We start from the raw sequence: 20,561 nt of genomic DNA on the forward strand, positions 1-20,561 counted from the left end.
TCCAAGGAACCCTGCCCGTGAACATGACCGACCTGTTGGCCCTGCTGGACGCCCGCGGCCTCACCCTCGCTTTGAAAGGCCAGGACCTCGCGGTCAGCGGCGACGAGCAGGCGCTGAAAGACGCGGCCCTGATCTCGCTGCTGCGCCAGCACAAGCCCGCGCTGATCGAGCTGCTGCGGCGCGGCGACTATGCCGCCCGCGGCTCCGATGCCGTCACAGTGCCGCCTCTGCGCGTGCCGCCCGACGCACAGCGCATCACGCCCGAGATGCTGACCCTGGTCGAGCTGGACCAGCAGGCCCTCGACACCATCGTCGCCGGTGTCGAGGGCGGCGCCGCCAACGTGCAGGACATCTACCCGTTGGCACCGTTGCAAGAGGGCATGCTGTTCCACCACCTGCTGAACCCGGCTGCCGACGTCTACACCGAACGGTATCTGCTGTCGTTTCGCTCGCGTGCGCGGCTGGACCGTTTCCTCGCCGCGCTGCAGCAGGTGATCGCCCGCCACGACGTGCTGCGCACCGGCATCGCCTGGGAGGGGCTGGCGCAGCCGGTGCAGGTGGTGCGGCGCCAAACGACCTTGCCGGTGGCCTACCTCGACCTCGACCCGCGCGACGGCCCCATCGCCGATCAGCTCGAGGCCCGCTTCGAGCCCGGCCGCTATCGGCTCGACCTGCGCCAGGCCCCGCTGATGCACTGCCACGCCGCCGAGGACGCGACCGAGGCGCGCTGGCTGCTCAGCGTGCTGGCGCACCACATCGCGGTGGATCACACCACGCTGGCCCTGCTGGTCGAGGAAGCCCAGGCCATCGAATCGGGCCGGGGCGCCGAGCTGCGGCCGCCAGTGCCGTTCCGCAACTTCGTCGCGCAGGCCCGGCTGGGCGTGAGCCAGGAGGAGCACGAGCGGTTCTTCCGGGCCATGTTGAGCGACATCGACGCACCCACCGCACCGTTCGGGCTGCTGGATGTGCAAGGGGACGGGCGTGCCATCACCGAGGCCAGCGAGGTGCTGCCCGCGGCGCTCGCGCAGGCGCTGCGAGCCCGGGCGCGCCAGCTGGGGGTCAGCGCCGCCAGCCTGATGCACCTGGCCTGGGCCCTGGTGCTGGCCCGCATGACCGGGCGCTCGGCCGTGGTGTTCGGCACCGTGTTGTTCGGCCGGATGAAGGGCGGCGCCGATGCCGACCGTGCGATGGGCCTGTTCATGAACACGTTGCCGTTGCGCGTGGATATCGATGGGCAGGGCGTGGAGGCCGGGGTGAAGCGGGTCAACACGCTGCTGGCGCAGCTGCTGCGTCACGAGCATGCGCCGCTGGCGCTGGCGCAGCGCTGCAGCGGCGTGCCGGCGCAGACGCCGCTGTTCACGTCGCTGCTGAACTACCGGCACAGCGCGCCGGCCGAGTCCGACGCCGGGGCGGGGGATGAGGACGGGGTCGAGATGCTGCGGGGCCACGAGCGCACCAACTACCCGCTGACCTTGTCGGTCGACGATCTGGGGCAGGGTTTTGCGTTGACGGTGCAGGCTGGGCCGGGTGTTGCCGCGGAGCGCGTTTGTGCCTTCGTGCGGACGGCGCTGGAGGAGATCGTCACCTCGCTGCAGGACACGCCGCAGCAGCCGTTGCGGCAGCTCGACGTGCTGCCGGCCGGCGAGCGCGAGCAGGTGCTGCACCGCTGGAACGCGACGGCGCAGCGCTACGCGGAGCACGACCGCTGCCTGCATGAGATGTTCGAGGCGCAGGTGCAGCGGACGCCGGAGGCGATCGCGGTGGTGGCCGGCGAGCAGCGCGTGAGCTATGCCGAGCTGAACGCGCGGGCCAACCAGCTGGCGCGCGAACTGCGCCGCCGCGGGGTGGGGCCTGACCAGCGTGTGGTTGTGTGTCTGCAGCGCAGCGTCGAGATGGTGGTGGCGCTGCTGGCCACGCTGAAGGCCGGCGGTGCTTATGTGCCGCTGGACCCCGACTACCCCGAAGAGCGGCTGCGCCACATGCTGCACGACAGCGCCCCGGTGGTGGTGCTGGTCGACGCGGCGGGCCGTGAGGCGCTGGGGCAGGGCGGGCTCGACCTACAGGCCGATTCGGCCGCCTGGTCCTCGCTGTCCACCGACAACCTCGCAAGCACCGGGCTCACGAAGCGCAACCTGGCGTACGTGATCTACACCTCCGGTTCGACCGGCCGGCCCAAGGGTGTGATGAACGAACACCGTGGGGTGGTCAACCGGCTGCTGTGGATGCAGCAGGCCTATGGGCTCGGCGAGCACGACGTGGTGCTGCAGAAGACACCGTTCAGCTTCGACGTGTCGGTGTGGGAATTCTTCTGGCCGCTGATGACCGGCGCGCAACTGGTGATGGCCCGCCCGGAAGGCCACAAAGACCCGGCCTATCTGGCGCAGCTGATCCAGGCCGCGGGTGTGACCACGCTGCACTTCGTGCCGTCGATGCTGCAGGTGTTCTTGGGACATGAAGGTGCCGCGGCATGTCGCAGCCTCCAGCGTGTGATCTGCAGCGGCGAAGCCTTGCCGGCGGCGCTGGCGCGCAGCTGTTTGGCACAGCTACCCAAGGCCCAGTTGCACAACCTGTACGGGCCGACCGAGGCGGCGGTGGACGTCACCGCCTGGACCTGCGAGCCCGGCAAGGTGGGGACCAGCGTGCCGATCGGGCGGCCGATCGCCAACACCCAGATGTACATCCTCGACGAACAGCGCCGCCCGGTGCCGCCCGGTGTGGCGGGCGAGCTGTACATCGGCGGTGTGCAGGTGGCGCGCGGGTACTTGAACTTGCCCGAGCTGACCGCCGAGCGGTTTATCGCCGACCCCTTCAGTGCCGACCCTGAAGCGCGGCTGTACAAGACCGGCGACCTGGGGCGCTGGCGCGAGGACGGGGCGATCGACTACCTCGGGCGCAATGACTTCCAGGTGAAGATCCGCGGGCTGCGCATCGAATTGGGCGAGATCGAAGCGCGGCTGGCGCAGCTCGACGGTGTGCAGGAGGTGGTGGTGCTGGCGCGCGAAGACCAGCCCGGCGACCAGCGGCTGGTGGCGTATTACAGCGGCGAGGCGGCGCCCGAAGCCTTGCGCCAGCATGCCGCGCAAGGTCTGCCGGCGTACATGGTGCCGGCCGCTTACGTCCAAATCGAACACTGGCCGGTGACGCCCAACGGCAAGCTCGACCGCAAGGCGCTGCCGGCGCCCGAGGGCGGGGCGTATGCGAGCCAGGTCTATGAAGCGCCGCAAGGCCGCACCGAGCAGGTGTTGGCCGGCCTGTGGGCCGAGTTGCTGCAGGTCGAGCGGGTCGGGCGCCACGACAACTTCTTCGCGCTGGGCGGTCATTCGCTGCTGGCGGTGCAACTGATCTCGCGCGTGCGCAAGGCGCTCGACGTCGACTTGCCGCTGGCGGCCCTGTTCGAGCAGCCGGTGCTGTCGCAGTTGGCGGCCCGGCTTGCGGGCGAGGAGCGGGCGCTGCAGGCCGCCATCGAGGCCGCCGATCGGAGCGCCCCCTTGCCTTTGTCGCCGGCGCAGCAGCGGCTGTGGTTCCTGGCCCAGATGGAGGGTGTGAGCCAGGCGTATCACGTCAGCGGGGCCGTGCGGCTGCGCGGCGAGCTGAAGACGGATGCGCTGCAGCGCGCCTTGCAGGGTGTCGTGGACCGGCATGAAACGCTGCGGACCCGGTTCGCGGTGGTCGACGGCGAACCGGTGCAGGAGGTTGCCGCGCAGGCGCGGTTGCCCATCGAGTTACGTGACCTGCGGCAGGCGTCGGACATCGAGACCAGCGCCCGTCAACTCGTGGACGCGCATGCCACCCGACCCTTCGACTTGCGGCAGGACCTGCCGGTGCGGGTGCTGCTGTTGCAGCTGGGCGAGCAAGAGCATGTGCTGCAGGTGGTGATGCACCACATCGTGTGCGACGGCTGGTCGGTGGGCGTGTTGCTCGACGAGGTGAGCCGGCTGTATGGGACGTTCGCTGCGGACCGGCCCGACCCGCTGCCGCCGCTGGCGCTGCAGTACGCCGACTACGCGGCCTGGCAGCGTCGCGGGTTGGCCGAAGGTCGGCTGCAGTCCGAAGCAGCGTATTGGCTCGAGGCCTTGGCCGGCGCACCGGCGCTGCTAGAGCTGCCCACGGACCGGCCGCGGCCTGCGCAGCAGGACCACCGCGGCGACGTCGTGCCGGTGCAACTGGACACGGCGCTCAGCCAGGCCTTGAAGACGCTGAGCCAGCGCCACGGCGTGACGCTGTACATGACGCTGCTGGCCAGCTGGGCGGCCTTGCTGTCGCGCCTGAGCGGGCAGGCCGAGGTGGTGATCGGCAGCCCGGTGGCCGGGCGCCAACGGGCCGAACTCGAGCCGCTGATCGGCTTTTTTGTCAACACGCTGGCCTTGCGCCTCGACCTTAAAGCGGCCTCGGGGGCCGAACTGCTGCAGCACACCAAGGCCCGGGTGCTGGCGGCCCAACAGCACCAGGACCTGCCGTTCGACCAGGTGGTGGAGGCAGTCCAGCCGCCGCGCAGCCTGTCGCACACGCCGCTGTTCCAGGTGATGTTCGACTGGCAGAACGCGCCCACGGGTGAGTTGCAAATGCCCGGGCTGGACGTGCAAGCGCTGGACACGGCGCAGACCACTGCGCAGTTTGACCTGACGCTGTCACTGCACGAAGGCGAGGCCGGCATCGCCGGCGTGCTGAACTACGCGACGGCCTTGTTCGAGCGCGCCACCGTACAACGCTACCTCGACTACTGGCGAGAGCTGCTGCAGGCCCTGGTGGCCGATGTCCAGCAGCCTGTCAGCCGGTTGCCGCTGCTGCCCGAGGCAGAGCGCCAGCAGCTGCTGCACGGCTGGAACGAGATCCGTGACGAGTACCCGCGCTACTGCCTGCACCAGCGGTTCGAAGCGCAGGCGGCGGCCACGCCCGAGGGCATCGCGTTGGTTCACGGCGAGGAGCAGCTGAGCTATGGCGAGATGAACGCACGGGCCAATCGCCTGGCGCACCACCTGCGCAAGGAGCACGGCATCGGGCCGGACAGTTTGGTCGCCTTGTGCACGGAGCGCAGTGTCGACATGGTGGTGGCATTGCTGGCCACCTTGAAGGCCGGCGGCGCCTATGTGCCACTGGACCCGGCCTATGCGTCTGACCGGCTGCTGGCCACGCTGCAAGACAGCCAACCCCGGCTGGTGCTGCTCGACGCCAGGGGACGCCAGGCTCTGGGCCAGCTCGACGGCTTGCCTGTGATCGACCTGCAGGCTGACGCACCGCATTGGGCAGACGGCCCAACCGACAACCTCGACGTCGGCGTCCAGCCCCAGCACCTGGCCTACGTGATCTACACCTCCGGCTCCACCGGCCAGCCCAAGGGTGTGATGGTCGAGCACGCACAAGTGGCTCGCCTGTTCGGCGCGACGGCCGCCTGGTTCGGCTTCGGCTCCGAAGACCGCTGGAGCTTGTTCCACTCGATCGGCTTCGACTTTTCCGTCTGGGAAATCTGGGGCGCACTGCTGCACGGCGGCCGCCTGGTGATCGTGCCGCTCGAGACGGCGCGCTCACCTGTCGCCTTCCACCAGCTGCTGTGTGAGCAAGGCATCACGGTGCTGAATCAGACCCCCAGCGCCTTCCAGCAGCTGATCGCGGCCCAAGGTGAGGCGCACCAGCCGCACCAGCTGCGCCACATCGTGTTCGGCGGCGAGGCGCTGGAGCTGCGCACGCTGAAGCCGTGGTACGAGCGCGAGATCAACCGCGACACGCAGCTGAGCAACATGTACGGCATCACCGAGACCACCGTCCACGTGACCTGGCGGGCGCTGCAGCCGGGCGACGCCGAACGGCCGGGCCCCAGCCCCATCGGCGGGCGTATCCCCGACCTGCGGCTGTACGTGCTCGACGCCGAGCGCCAGCCGGTGCCGGTGGGCGTGACCGGTGAACTCTACGTCGGCGGGGCCGGCGTGGCGCGTGGCTACCTGAACCGCGCGGAGCTGACGGCACAACGATTCGTCGACAACCCGTTCGTGCCCGGCGAGCGGCTGTACAAGACCGGTGACCTGGGCCGCTGGCTGATCGACGGCACGTTGGAATACCTCGGTCGCAACGACTTCCAGGTCAAGATCCGCGGCTTCCGGATCGAGCTGGGCGAGATCGAGGCCCAGCTGGCGGTGCTGCCTGGCGTGCGTGAGGTGGTCGTGTTGGCACGCGAGGACCAGCCGGGCGACAAGCGGCTGGTGGCGTATTACACCGGCGAGGACGCACCGCCGGCCGAGGTGCTGCGCCAGCAGGCGGTGCAGCAGCTGCCGCCTTATATGGTGCCGGCCGCCTATGTGCGGCTGGCGCAGCTGCCGTTGACACCCAACGGCAAGCTGGACCGCCAGGCCTTGCCGGCGCCCGACAGCCAGGCGTATGTGAGCCGGGCGTACGCGGCACCGGAAGGTGAGGTCGAGCAGACGCTGGCACAGCTGTGGGCCGAGCTGCTGCAGCTCGAGCGTGTCGGCCGCCATGACAACTTCTTCGATCTCGGCGGGCATTCGCTGCTGGCGGTGCAGCTGGTCTCAAGGCTGCGCGAGAGGCTGGAGGTGGAACTGCCCCTGGCCGATCTGTTCGAGCACCCCGAGCTGGCGCGGCTGGCGCGGCGTGTGCAAGCCACCGCGCGCAGCCCCCACGCGGCCATCCCCCCGGCCGACCGCCAGGCCCCGCTGCCGCTGTCGCTCGCCCAGCAACGCCTGTGGTTCTTGACCCAGATGGAGGGCGCGAGCGAGGCCTATCACATCAGCGGCGCGGTGCAGCTCAGCGGCCCGCTCGACACGGCCGTGCTGCGCCGCGCGTTGCAGCACATCGTGAACCGGCACGAGGCGCTGCGCACCCGCTTCACACTGCACCAAGGTCAACCGGTGCAAGCGCTGCTGGCCCAGGCCGAGCTCCGCATCGACGAACAGGACCTGAGCGGGCAGGCCGACGCGGATGCCACGGTGCGCCGCCGGCTCGACGAACACGCCGAAAGGGCCTTCGACCTGCGGCAGCAGCTGCCGTTGCGTGTGCTGCTGCTGCGGCTCGGCGAACACGAGCATGTGCTGCAGGTGGTGATGCACCACATCGTCTCCGACGGCTGGTCGGTGGCGGTGTTCCTCGAGGAACTCAGCCAGACCTACGCGGCGTGGCTCGAGGGCGACGCCGATCCGCTATCGCCGCTGGCGATCCAATACGCCGATTACGCCGCCTGGCAGCGAGACCGGCTGGCCGGCGGTGCGCTCGAGCACCAGACCGACTTCTGGCGGCGCACCCTGGCGGCCGCCCCAGCCTTGCTGGCGCTGCCCACCGACCGCCCCCGGCCGGCCCTGCAGGACCATGCCGGCGCCAGCCTCGAGGTCCGGCTCGAGCCGCGGCTCAGCCAGGCGCTGAAGGACCTGGGCCGCCAGCACGGCGTCACCCCCTACATGTGTTTGCTCGCGAGCTGGGCCGCCTTGCTGGCCCGACTCAGTGGCCAGGACGAGGTGGTGATCGGCAGCCCGGTGGCGGGCCGCAACCGCGCCGAGGTGGAGCCGCTGATCGGCTTTTTTGTCAACACGCTGGCCCTGCGCATCGACCTTGGGCAGGACCGCACCGTGGCCGAGCTGCTGCACCACATCAAGTCGCAGGTGCTGGCGGCGCAGCAGCACCAGGACTTGCCGTTCGACCAGGTGGTCGAGGCGGTGAAGCCCGCCCGCAGCCTGGCCCACACGCCGCTGTTCCAGGTGATGCTGGACTGGCAGAACACGCCGGACGGTGAGCTGACCATGCCGGGCCTCGCGCTGACGCCGCTCGCCACGCCGCAGACCCGCGCCCACTTCGACCTGACGTTGACACTGCAAGACACCGGCGACGACATCCGCGGCACGTTGAACTACGCCACCGCACTGTTCGACGCCGATACGGTGCAAGCCCATCTGCGCCACTGGCTGACGCTGCTCGACGCGATGGTGGCCGATGACACCCAGGCCGTGGCTCGATTGCCCGTGCTCGATGCGGCTCAGCGCCACCAGCTGCTGGTCGAGTGGAACGGAACGGCCGGTGACGCGGGCCAGGAGGGCTGCCTACACGAGCTGTTCGAGGCGCAGGTGCGACGCACACCCGCCGCACTGGCGGTGATCTGCGGCGACCGCCAGCTGAGCTACCGCGAACTGAACGCGCGCGCCAACCAGCTGGCGCGTGAGCTGCGCGCGCGCGGCGTCGGGCCCGACCGCCTGGTGGCGGTCTGCGCCGAACGCGGTGTGGACCTGATGGTCGCGCTGCTCGGCGTGTTGAAAGCCGGCGGCGCCTATGTGCCGCTCGACCCGGGCTATCCCGCGCAGCGCTTGCAGCACATGCTGGAAGACGCCGCGCCTTCGGTGCTGCTGACGCAGCGCCATCTCGAGCCGCTGCTGCCGGCCCACGGCGCCGAGGTGCTGAGGCTGGACGAAGACTGGCCGCGCATCGCACGCCACGACGACGGCGACCTCGACACCCAGGCGGTCGGGCTTTCACCCCGCCAGCTGGCCTATGTGCTGTTCACCTCCGGCTCGACCGGGCGGCCAAAGGGCGTGATGATCGAGCACCGTTCCATCGTTAACTACGCCTGCCATGCCGCACGTCAGTTCGACGTTCAGAACGGCCACGGCTCGCTGGTCTTCACCTCGTTCAGCTTCGACCTGACGCTCACCAGCGTCTACCCGCCGCTGCTCTGCGGCCGCCCGGTGCGGCTGTGCCCCGAAGGAAACGACCTCGCGGTGTGGCGCGAGCAACTGCTGGCCGGCCGCGAGCTGGCGCCGGTCAAACTGACCCCCTCGCACCTCGCGCTGCTGCAGCAGGCCCTGCCGGCCGACGCCGTGGCCGGCCGCATCCGCACACTGGTGCTCGGCGGCGAGCCTTTGAAAGGCGCCGCGTTGCAATGGTGGCGCGAGCAGGCACCCGAGATGCGCATCTTCAATCACTACGGCCCGACCGAGGCGACCGTGGGGTGTGTCGTGCACGAGGTGACCGGGCCGCTGCCGGACGGCGCGGTGCCGATCGGCCGGCCCATCACCCATATGCGCATCTACGTCCTCGATGCACTGAGGCAGCCGGTCCCGGTGGGCGTGCTCGGCGAGATCTACATCGGCGGCGCCGGTGTGGCGCGAGGCTACCTCGGCCGGCCCGACCTGACCGAGGAGCGCTTCCTGCCCGACCCCTACGCGGCCGAGGCCGACGCCCGCATGTACCGCACCGGCGACGTGGCGCGGTGGCGCGCCGACGGCACGCTGGAATACCTGGGGCGCAACGACCACCAGGTGAAGCTGCGCGGCTTCCGCATCGAGCTGGGCGAGATCGAGGCGGTGCTGTGCCGCCACGAAGGGGTGGCGCAGGCAGCCGTCATTGCCCGCGAGGACCAGCCCGGCGACCAGCGGCTGGTGGCCTATTGCACAGGCGAGGCCGCCCTGGACCCGGAGGCGCTGCGTCGCCACGTGGCCGCCAGCCTGCCGCATTACATGGTGCCGGCCGACGTGGTGCAGCTGGCCGAGCTGCCGCTCACCCCCAACGGCAAGCTCGACCGCAAGGCGCTGCCCGCACCCGACGCCCGCGCGCAGCGGGCGACCGGTGAGCACCAGCCGCCCATCGGCGCCACCGAGGTGGCGCTGGCCGGCCTGTGGGCCGAGCTGCTGAAGCTGGAGCGGGTCGGCCGCCATGACAACTTCTTCGAGCTGGGCGGCCACTCGCTGCTGGCCGTCAGCCTGATCGAGCGCATGCGCCGTGCCGGTCTGCATGCCGACGTGCGGGCCTTGTTCACCGCACCGACGCTGGCCGATCTGGCGCTGCAAGTGCAGGCGGAGGGTCACGACGTCGAGGTGCCGCCGAACCGGATCCCGCCGGATGCGACCCACCTGACGCCGGAGATGCTGACGCTGGTGACGCTCGACCCCGACAGCCTCGAGCGTGTCGTCGCCGGTGTCGAAGGCGGGGCCGCCAATGTGCAAGACATCTACCCGCTCGCGCCGCTGCAGGAAGGCATGCTGTTCCACCACCTGTTGAATCCCGAGGCGGACGCGTATGTCGAGGCCTACCAGGTGGCGTTCAAGTCCAAGGCCCGGCTGGAGTCTTTCCTCGCCGCACTGCAGCAGGTGGTCGACCGGCACGACATCCTGCGCACCGGCATTGCCTGGGAGCAGCTCGAGCAGCCGCTGCAGGTGGTGCGCCGACAGGCGCAGCTGCCGGTCGAGTGGATCGAGTTCGACCCGGCCGAGGGTGACATCGCGGCGCAGCTGCAAGCCCATTGCGATCCGCACAAGGCACGGCTCGATGTGCGCCAGGCACCGCTGCTGCGCTGCCACGTCGCGCAAGACCTGCCGCACGGTCGCTGGCTGCTCGGTGTGGTGGCCCACCATCTCGCGGTCGACCACACGACGCTGGAGTTGCTGGTCGACGAGGCGCAAGCCATCGAACAAGGCCGCGGCGAGGCACTGGCGCCGCCGGCGCCGTTCCGCAACTTCGTGGCCCAGGCACGACTGGGCGTCACCGCCGCCGAGCACGAGGCGTTCTTCAAGACGCTGCTGGGCGACATCGACGAGCCGACCGCGCCGTTCGGGCTGCTCGACGTGCGAGGGGACGGGCGCGGTATTGCCGAAGCGGCGCAGGCCTTGCCGCCGGCGCTGGCCCGCGACGTGCGGCAGCAGGCCCGCAAGCTGGGCGTGAGCCCGGCCACGCTGATGCACCAGGCCTGGGCCCTGGTGCTGGCACGCACCACCGGGCGGCAGGACGTGGTGTTCGGCACCGTGCTGTTCGGCCGCATGCAGGGCGGGGCACAGGCGGACCGGGTGCTGGGTCTGTTCATCAACACCTTGCCGGTGCGCATCGCCGTCGACGACCAGGGAGTGGCGACGGCCCTGCAGCGCACCCATGCGCTGTTGGCGCAGCTGCTGCGCCACGAACATGCGCCCCTCGCGCTGGCACAGCGTTGCAGCGCGGTGCCGGCACGGTCACCGCTGTTCACGTCGCTGTTGAACTACCGCTACAGCGCCGAGGCGGCGGAACACGGTGCGCCGGCGGCGGGGGCCGACGAGGTGGAGTTCCTCGGCAACCATGAGCGCACCAACTACCCGCTGACACTCTCGGTCGACGACCAGGGGGAGGGCTTCCTGCTCACCGCGCAGGTCAGCGCGGGCGTCGCGCCCGAACGCGTCTGCGCCTTCATGCAGACCGCGCTCGAACAGCTGCTGCAAGCGCTGCAGGACGACCCGCAGCGGGCCAGCCGCACGCTCGACGTGCTGCCGCCGGCCGAGCGCGAGCAGCTGTTGCTCGGCTGGAACGACACCGCGGCCGAGCTGCCGGGCGGCCTGTGTGTCCACCAGCTGTTCGAAGCGCAGGCGCAGCGCACGCCCGACGCGACGGCGCTGGTGTGCGGCGAGCAGCGCTACAGCTACGCCGAATTGAACCGGCGCGCCAACCAGCTGGCCCACCATCTGCGCGGGCTGGGCGCGGGGCCGGACGGCCTGGTCGCGCTGGCGGTCGAGCGCAGCCCCGAGATGGTGGTCGGTGTGCTGGGCATCCTCAAGTCCGGCGCCGCCTACGTGCCGCTCGACCCGGCGTATCCGGCCGACCGGCTCGCCTACATGGTCGAAGACGCCCGGCCGCTGTGCCTGCTGACGCAGCGCAGCCTGCAGTCGCTGCTGCCGGCCGGCGGGGTGCCGCAGGTGCTGCTCGACGAGCAGTGGCCGGAGATCGCGGCAGGTGCCACCAGCAACCCCGCCGTCAGTGGGTTGAGCCCACACCACCTGGCCTACGTCATCTACACCTCCGGCTCGACCGGGCGGCCCAAGGGCGTGATGGTGGAACATGGCAACGTCGTCAACTTCCTGTTGTCGATGAGCCAGGCGCCGGGCATCCGCGCGGACGACGTGCTGCTGGCCGTCACGTCGCTGTCGTTCGACATCGCCGGGCTGGAGCTGTTTTTGCCGCTGCTGTGCGGCGCCCGCATCGTGCTGGCGACCCGTGAAGATGCGGCCGACGCCGAGCGCCTGCGCGCCTTGATGGAGCGGTGGGCGGTTTCGATCATGCAGGCCACGCCGTCCACCTGGCGCTTGCTGATGCAGCAAGACTGGCCGGTGCTGCCGCGGCCCCTGAAAGTGTTGTGCGGCGGCGAGGCCTTGCCGGTCAACCTCGCCGAGCAGTTGCTCGAGCGTGTGCCGGAGGTCTGGAACCTCTACGGCCCGACCGAGACGACGATCTGGTCGACCCTCGCGCGCTTGACCGAGGCGGCGCCGCACATCGGCCGGCCGATCGCCAACACCCGCGTCTATGTGCTCGATGCGGCGCAGCAGCCCGTGCCGGTCGGCGTGCCGGGCGAGCTGTACATCGGCGGTGTCGGCGTGACGCGCGGCTACCTCGGCCGCCCCGAGCTGACCGCGGAGCGCTTCGTGCAGGACCCCTTCGAGCCCGGCCAGCGGCTCTACCGCACCGGCGACCTGGCCCGCTGGCAGCCCGACGGCACGCTGGCCTATCTGGGGCGCAACGACTTCCAGGTCAAGCTGCGCGGCTTCCGCATCGAACTGGGCGAGATCGAGGCCAGCCTGACGGCCTGCGAAGGTGTGCGCGAAGCGGTGGTGGTGGCCCGCGAGAGCGGCGAGGGCGACCCGCGCCTGGTCGCTTACCTGGTGGTCTCGGACGCACAGCCGCTGGACGCGGCGGCGCTGCGCCAGCAACTGGCCCGGCGCCTGGCCGACTACATGGTGCCGAGCGCCTTCGTCACCCTCGATGCCTTCCCGCTGACCCCCAACGGCAAGATCGACCGCAAGGCCTTGCCGGCGCCCGACGCATCGGCCCTCGCGACGCGAGCCTACGAACCGCCGCAAGGCGCCACCGAGCAGGCCGTAGCCGAGATCTGGCAGTCGCTGCTGGGAGCGGAGCGTGTCGGGCGCCAGGACGACTTCTTCGAGCTGGGCGGCCACTCGCTGCTGGCGGTGCAACTGATCGCCCGTGTGCGCCGCGTGATGGGGCTGGACGTTGCCTTGCGCGAGCTGTTCACCCACACCACGCTGGCCGGCTTTGCAGAGGCGCTGGCGCAGGCCCGGCGCTCGACCGCGGTGCCCATCGTGCCGGTGGACCGCCGCCAGCCGCTGCCGCTGTCGTGGGCGCAGCAGAGCCTGTGGGTGCTGGCGCAGGTCGACCCGGCGGCCAGCCTGGCTTATCACATGCCGGCCGCCTTGCGGCTGCGCGGCACGCTCGACCGGGTGGCCCTGCGCCGCGCGCTGGATCGTGTCGTGGCGCGACACGAGGCGCTGCGCACCCGCTTCGACGCGGTGGACGGGGAGGCGGTGCAGATCATCGCGGACGAGGACGTCGGTTTCGCGCTGGCGGAGCGCGACCTGGCCGACTTGCACGAGTCGGAGCGGGAGTTCGCCGTCACGCGCCTGGCGACCGACGAAGCCGCCACCGCCTTCGACCTGGCGCAAGGCCCGCTGATCCGCGGCCAGCTGCTGCGCCTGGCGGCGGACGAGCATGTGCTGCTGATCACGCAGCACCACATCGTGTCGGACGGCTGGTCGATCGGCGTGTTGGTCGAGGAGTTGAGCGCGCTGTATGCCGCTTACGCACAAGGCCGCCCCGATCCGCTGCCGCCGCTGACGCTGCAATACGCCGACTATGCGGCCTGGCAGCGTGGCTGGCTGCAAGGTGAGGTGTTGCAGCGACAGCTCGAGTTCTGGAAGGCGCGGCTGGCCGGCGCGCCGACGCTGCTGGAGCTGCCCACCGACCGGCCACGCCCCGCCGTGCAGAGCCACGTCGGCGGCCGCATGCCGCTGGCCTTGCCGGCGCCGCTGGTGGCCGATCTCAAGGCGCTCGGCCAACGCCATGGGGCGACCTTGTTCATGACGCTGATGGCCGGTTGGTCGGCGCTGCTGTCGCGCTTGAGTGGCCAGCACGACATCGTCGTCGGCACGCCGGTGGCCAACCGCCACCGAACCGAGCTCGAGCCCTTGATCGGCTTTTTCGTCAACACGCTGGCCCTGCGGGTGCAGGTGGACGACGATGCCAGCGTGGCCGAGCTGCTGGCGCAGGTCCGCTCGACCACGCTCGCCGCCTACGAGCACCAGGAGCTGCCGCTGGAGCAGGTGATCGACGCACTGCAGCTGACCCGCAGCCTCAGCCACAACCCGCTGTTCCAGGCCACGCTGACGTTGCACAACACGCCGCAGGGCCAGGAGGTGGCGCTGCCGGGCCTGAGCTTGAGCGGGCTGGACCAGGCCAACCACACCGCACCGTTCGACGTGTCGCTGCTGCTGGACGAGACCGAAGAGGGTGTGGTGGGGCACTTGCAATACGCCAGCGACCTGTTCGACGACAACACCGTGGCCCGCTGGGCCGGCCATCTGGTGCGGCTGCTGGAATCGATGACCGAGGATGCCGGGCGGCGGGTGGGCGACCTCGATCTGCTGGACGCGGCGGCGCGCGACCAGGTGCTGGTCCGCTTCAACGACACGGCGCGGGCTTACCCTCACGACGGTTTGATCCACCAGGTGTTCGAGGCCTGGGCCGAGCGCACGCCGTATGCGACGGCGCTGAGCGGCGAAGGCGGGCGCCTCAACTATGCCGAGTTGAACCGCCGCGCCAACCGGCTGGCGCATCACCTGCTGAGCCTGGGCGTGCGGCCCGACGACCGGGTGGCGATCTGCATGGAGCGCGGGCTCGAGATGGTGGTGGCGATGCTTGCCACCTTGAAGGCCGGCGGCGCCTACCTGCCGCTCGACCCGAGCTACCCGCCCGACCGGCTGGCGCACATGCTGGCCGACAGCACCCCGGTGGCCTTGCTGACCGTGTCCGATCTGCAGTCCCGCTTGCCCGCCTCGCCGGGGCTGCCACAGCCGGTGGTGGTGGTCGATGCGATGGCCGAGGCGCTCGCCGTGCTGCCCGAGACCAACCCGGATGCGATGGCGCTCGGGCTGCAGGCCCGCCACCTGGCCTATGTGATCTACACCTCCGGCTCGACCGGCACCCCCAAGGGCGTGATGGTGGAGCACCGCAACGTGCTGCGGCTGGCCGTCAACGGAGGGTTTGCGCCGCTGACGCCGGACGACTGCATCGCGCATGGCGCCAATCCGGTCTTCGATGCCGCCACCTGGGAGATCTGGGGCGGCTTGCTCAACGGCGCACGGGTGTGTGTGGTGCCGCAGGCCGTCATGCTCGACCCCGCCGGGCTGCGGGCGACGCTGCAGGCCGAGGGGGTGAGCGCGTTGTGGCTCACCGTGGGCCTGTTCAACCAGTACGCCGACGTGCTGGCGGATTCCTTCGGGCAGTTGCGCTACCTGATCACCGGCGGCGACGCGCTCGATCCGCGCATCATCGCGCGCACCCTGGCCGGTCCTCGGCCGCCGCAGCACCTGCTCAATGGCTACGGCCCGACCGAAACCACCACCTTCGCGACCACCTTCCACATTACGGCGCTGCCCCCGGGCGCGCACGGCGTGCCGATCGGCCGCCCCATCGGCAACACCAGCGTCTACATCCTGGACGCCCACCACAGCCCGGTGCCGGTGGGCCTGGTCGGTGAGATCTACATCGGTGGTGCCGGCGTGGCGCGCGGCTACCTGGCACGCCCCGAGCTGACGGCCGAACGGTTCCTGCGCGATCCCTTCAGTGCCGACCCGACGGCGCGCATGTACAAGACCGGCGACCGCGGGCGCTGGCTGCCGGACGGCACGATCGAGTTCCACGGGCGCAGCGACTTCCAGGTCAAGATCCGCGGCTTCCGGGTCGAGTTGGGCGAGATCGAGGCGCGCCTGGCAGAGGTGGAGGGCGTGCGCGAGGTGGCCGTGCTGGCACGCACCGACGAGGCCGGCGATCAACGCCTCCTGGCCTACTACAGCGCCGCACAGGCCTTGGCACCGGCACGTTTGCGGCAGCAACTGGCGCAAAGCCTGCCCGAGTACATGCTGCCGGCCGCCTTTGTGCATCTGGAGGCCATGCCGCTGACACCCAACGGCAAGCTGGACCGCAAGGCGCTGCCCGAGCCGCAGCCCCAGACGGCCGTCGTGGTGCCCGATGGCAGCCCGCCGCCGCACGACGCACCGCAAGGCGAGATCGAGGCCGCGGTGGCGCAGCTGTGGTGCGAGCTGCTGAAGCTCGAGCGGGTGGGGCGCTACGACAGCTTCTTCGACCTGGGCGGCAATTCGCTGCTGGGCGTGCGGCTGATGTCGCGCCTGCGCCAGACACTCGGCGTGGACCTGACGCTGCGCCCGCTGTTCGCCGACCCGACGCTGAGCGGCTTCGCGGCCGCGGTGGCCGGCAAGTCGGCGCAGCCCTTGGCCTCCAACCTGACGCCGTTCCGCCGTTCGGGCACGTCGCGCCCGGTCTTCTTCATCCACCCCGGGCTCGGCGAGATCGGCTACGTGACGGCCTTGCTGCCGGGCATCGACCCCGATGTGCCGGTCTACGGCTTGTCGGCGATCGGCTATGTCAAAGGCGAGCAGCCGTTGACGTCGCTGGAAGAGATGGCGGCCGCGTACATCCAGGCGATCCGCCAGGTCCAGCCGCAGGGGCCGTATCGTTTGGTCGGTTGGTGCGCGGGCGGTGCCATCGGCTGGGAGATGGCGCAGCAGCTGCTCGGCGTCGATGAGCGTGTCGAGTTCCTTGGGTTGATCGACTCGCCGAGCTACGCACCGGTCGACCCGTCGCCGCTGGCCAGCGTGCTGTCGCGCGTGCCCGACGACATCCCCGAGGACTTGCGTTCTCGCTTGCACCAACTGGCCGACGCCGGCGACACGCGCGGCATGTTGGCGGCCTGCCAGGACGACGGTTTCCTGCCGGCCGAAATGCCGCTCGACGTGTTGGAGCGCTACCTCGCGGTGCAGCACACGCTCAAGCTCGCCCGGCTGGCCTACACCCTGCCGCGGTTGCCGATCAAGGCGACGCTGTTCCCGGCCACCGAGAACCCCTTCCCGGGTTGGATGGTGAACGGCTGGGACACGGTGGCCGCCGAGGTCGAGCGCATTCAGGTGGGTGGCAACCACATGTCGATGATCGAGCCGCCGCATGCGGCCGACCTGGGGGCGACGATCTCGGCCGAACTGCGGCGCGCCGAGGCCGATCCGCCCGACTGCGGCGCCTTCCGGCACGACCCGGTCGTGATGGTCAAGGCCGGCACCGGTGGCGCGGCCCGGGGGCGCACCCTCCATTGCATCGCGGGGGCGGGCGCGAGCGTGACCTCGTTCGCAGATCTGGCCCAGGCGCTGCCCGAGCACCTGGCCCTCCACGGCCTGCAGCCGCGCGGCCTGTGCGGCCAACTCGTGCCGCATCACGACGTCACGGCGGCGGCACGCGCCTACCTCGAGGCGATCAGGCCGGCGGCCGATGGCCGGCCCTACCACCTGCTGGGCCATTCCTACGGCGGCTGGGTGGCCTACGAGATGGCGCGGCAGTTGAGCGCCGCGGGCCAGCAGGTCGCGACGCTGACGGTGCTCGACACCGAGCCGCCCGATGAGCTGGCCAACGCCCATCCACGCCGCTCACGGCTCGAGGCCTTGCTGAAGTTGTGCGAGCTGTTCGAACTGCGGCTGGGCCGACCGCTGGGTTTGTCGCGCGGCGATCTGGAAGCGCAGGACCGGGGCGCCCAGCTGCGTCTGCTGCACGCGGCGCTGGCCGGCGCGAAGTTGTGGCCGGCGTCGGCCTCGTCCGAGGCCCTGGAGGGCATGGTGCGGGTGTTCGAAGCCCACTTGAACACGCGCTACCGGCCCCAGGGGGCTTGGCCGGGTGTGCTGCAGGTGGTCGCCGTGGCCGACCACACCGCGACCGCGGCCGAGTGGGAGACCGCGCTGTTGCAGCGCTGGCGGCCTTTTGCCGCGCAGGTGCAGCTGCTGCGGGGCGAGGGCAATCACATGACGATGCTGCAACCGCCACACGTCGCGTCGCTGGCCCGGCGGCTGGACCAAGACCTCATGCTGCCGGTGGGCGGGTGAGGCCATGGCATACAACAAAGGACTCAAGGTGTGAACGACATGAACCACTCCGCTCCCTACACACTCGCCGCGGGCGTCCGAAGCGTCCCGTTGGTCAACTCCTGGTACGCACATCCGTTTCTGGTGTCGCCGCTGACGTTCGGGCTGTACACGCGGCACTCGCATCTGGCGATGCTCGATTCCTACCTCGAAGACCCGGAGCAGCACCGCGCCTGTGTGCAGCTGCCCGAGCTGCGCGGCGGCCCCTTCATCGACCACCCGGGGGACCCGGACGACATCCGCCGGTTCAAGGATGAGACACTGCGGCGCTGCGCCTTGCCGCTGCGCGGGGCCGCCGCGGTGCAAAACCTGTTTCGACTGCTGCAAAGCTCGGCCAAAGGTGGTGCGCTGGCCGGCTTGTATCCGCAGGTCGACGACCTGCTGCGGCAGGGTGTCGAACTTGCGTACGACGTCTGCAAACAACCCTCGGCCCGCTTCATCGAACCGTGCTTCTACGACAGCCCGCTGTACGACACGTCCTTGCAGAGCGTGCGGCTCGAGAAGGCGGTCGAAGGGCCGCGCGATTTCATCCTCAGCACGCCGCAGCTGGCGCGGCCGCCGGCCTCGCTGGAACTGAAGGTGCCGTTTGCTGACCCGTTGTGGCAATCGCTGTACGACGGGTCGCACGGCGTCAACGAGCTGCTGGAGATGGTGCGGCCGCACCTCGGCGATGCCGCACGGCAGCTGCCGCTGATACAGGACATACTGGCGCCGGTCCGCCCGCCCGACCCAGCGGCGTCGGGCCCGGCCGACAGTGTGCGCGTGCGCTACTTCGGCCATGCCTGTGTGCTGATGCAGGGAGCCGGCGTCAACGTGCTGGTGGACCCGCTGATCAGCTACCCGGGCGAATCGGCGCTCGACCATTTCACCTTCGACGATTTGCCGCCGCGCATCGACTATGTGCTGATCACCCATCCACATCAGGACCACGTGGTGCTGGAAACCTTGCTCAGGCTGCGCCACCGCATCGACCATGTGGTGGTCGGGCGGGCCGCCGGCGGCAGCCTGCAGGACATCTCGTTGAAGCACTTGCTGCAGCATTGCGGCTTCGAGCGGGTGATCGAGCTCGGCGAGTACGAAAGCATCACCTTCGACGGCGGCCGTATCGTCGGTGCGCCGTTCTACGGTGAGCACGGCGACCTCGACATCCGCGCCAAGCTGGTCTACGGCGTCGAGATGCACGGCAACGCCTGCTTGTTCCTCGCCGACTCCAATCCGCCCGCGCCCGAGTTCTACGCGCCGCTCCGGAAACTGCTGCCGCGCGTGGAGTGCATGTTCCTCGGCATGGAATGTGTCGGCGCGCCGGCGACCTGGCTGTATGGACCGATGTTGCAGAAGACCCTGACCCACGGCGAAGACCAGGCGCGCCGCCTCGATGGCTGCAATGCCGCCATGGCCCACCGGTTCCAGCAATACTTCGTGCCGAAGCGCTTGTTCGTCTATGCGATGGGCGCGGAGCCGTGGTTGACCCACCTGACGAGCATCCTGTATTCGGAGGAGTCGATCCAGTTCAAGGAAGCCCGTCTCCTTGAAGCCACCGTGCGGGCGCACGGCAAACATGCCGAAGTGCTGTTCGGCAAGATGGAGTTGCTGTTGTGAAGGATGGCGCCGACCAGGCCGCGCCCTCGGGCGTCGAATCGGCGGTGGCCGGCTGGCTGCCGGTCGTGTTGCAGTTCGCCGATGAGGCGCGTGGCCTCTCGCTCGCCGGCTTCCGCCAGGGCGGGGCGGTCGAGCGCAAAGCTGACGGCAGTCCGGTGACAGCCGTGGACCGGGACGTCGAAGCCTTGCTGCGCTCGCGCCTGGCGCGCCACTGGCCGAGCCACGGTTTTGTCGGCGAGGAGTCGGGCAGACGCCAGGGGCAGGGCGGGTTCACCTGGTATGTCGATCCGGTCGACGGCACCCGCAGTTTCGTCTGCGGAGTGCCGCTGTGGGGCACCTTGATCGGCCTGCTGCAGGGCGATCGACCGGTGCTGGGCGTGCTCGACATGCCGGCGCTGGACGAACGCTGGCATGCGGTGCAGGGCGGCGCGGCCTGGTACTGCGAGGGGCGCACAGCCCCGCGCGTCTGCAGCACCAGCAGCTGCACCGAGCTGGCACAGGCGCGCGCCTGTCTGTTCGAACCCGAGGTGGCCGACGTGTCGACCTCGGCGGCGGCGCAACGCCTGGCCCAGCACTGCGCGCTGTCGCGCCGGGGCGGCGACTGCTACGCGTATGGCTTGCTGGCCAGCGGCTGTGTCGACCTGGTGGTGGAGGTGGGCCTGGCCCCGTACGACGTGCTGCCCCTGGTGCCCATCGTCGAGGCAGCCGGTGGGGTGGTGCGCGACTGGCACGGCCGGCCGCTCGGACCGGACATGGGGCCTTGCGTCATCGCGGCGGCCCGTGAGCCGTTGCTCGAAGCGGCGGTGGCCGTGTTGCGTGACTGAGACGCTCCGCAGCGCGATCTGCGCTCTGCGTCTTCGGTCTTTCGTCAATGCCGAGCGAGGCTACGGGGAAAGGCCCTGCTGCCATCCGGACACGCTACAGTTCCGCGCCCTTGAACCGCCCATGGCCCCGCGACTGGGCCCGGATCCCACCTCCGGGCGCAGCCTCCGTCGGGGCCATGTCATGTCACCGTCCTTGTCG

At 70.2% G+C, this 20,561-nt stretch carries 3 protein-coding genes; all 3 read left to right on the plus strand.

From position 1 onward, the window contains the following. The first annotated feature begins 23 nt into the window (after window positions 1-23). From AAW51_RS31180 to AAW51_RS13580, 3 genes are read left to right on the plus strand one after another with little or no spacing between them, the layout of a single operon-like run. Window positions 24-17,900, plus strand: a complete 17,877-nt coding sequence (locus tag AAW51_RS31180) for a non-ribosomal peptide synthetase (protein WP_047197779.1) — start codon at window positions 24-26, stop codon at window positions 17,898-17,900. A gap of 39 nt (window positions 17,901-17,939) precedes the next feature. Beyond that, window positions 17,940-19,538, plus strand: a complete 1,599-nt coding sequence (locus AAW51_RS13575; protein ID WP_047197780.1) for an MBL fold metallo-hydrolase — start codon at window positions 17,940-17,942, stop codon at window positions 19,536-19,538. Next, complete coding sequence (locus tag AAW51_RS13580; protein WP_083438277.1) at window positions 19,535-20,362, plus strand: inositol monophosphatase family protein; 828 nt, start codon at window positions 19,535-19,537, stop codon at window positions 20,360-20,362. Before AAW51_RS13575 ends, AAW51_RS13580 begins: the two co-directional genes overlap by 4 nt. Window positions 20,363-20,561: the final 199 nt, after the last annotated feature.

It is taken from the genome of Caldimonas brevitalea (genome assembly GCF_001017435.1).
Lineage (GTDB): Bacteria > Pseudomonadota > Gammaproteobacteria > Burkholderiales > Burkholderiaceae_C > Caldimonas > Caldimonas brevitalea.

What these genes read in the sequence shown, in the direction of transcription:
- AAW51_RS13575 (WP_047197780.1), top strand. Translation starts at nt 17,940, where the DNA reads ATGAACCACTCCGCTCCCTACACACTCGCCGCGGGCGTCCGAAGCGTC.
- AAW51_RS31180 (WP_047197779.1), top strand. Translation starts at nt 24, where the DNA reads ATGACCGACCTGTTGGCCCTGCTGGACGCCCGCGGCCTCACCCTCGCT.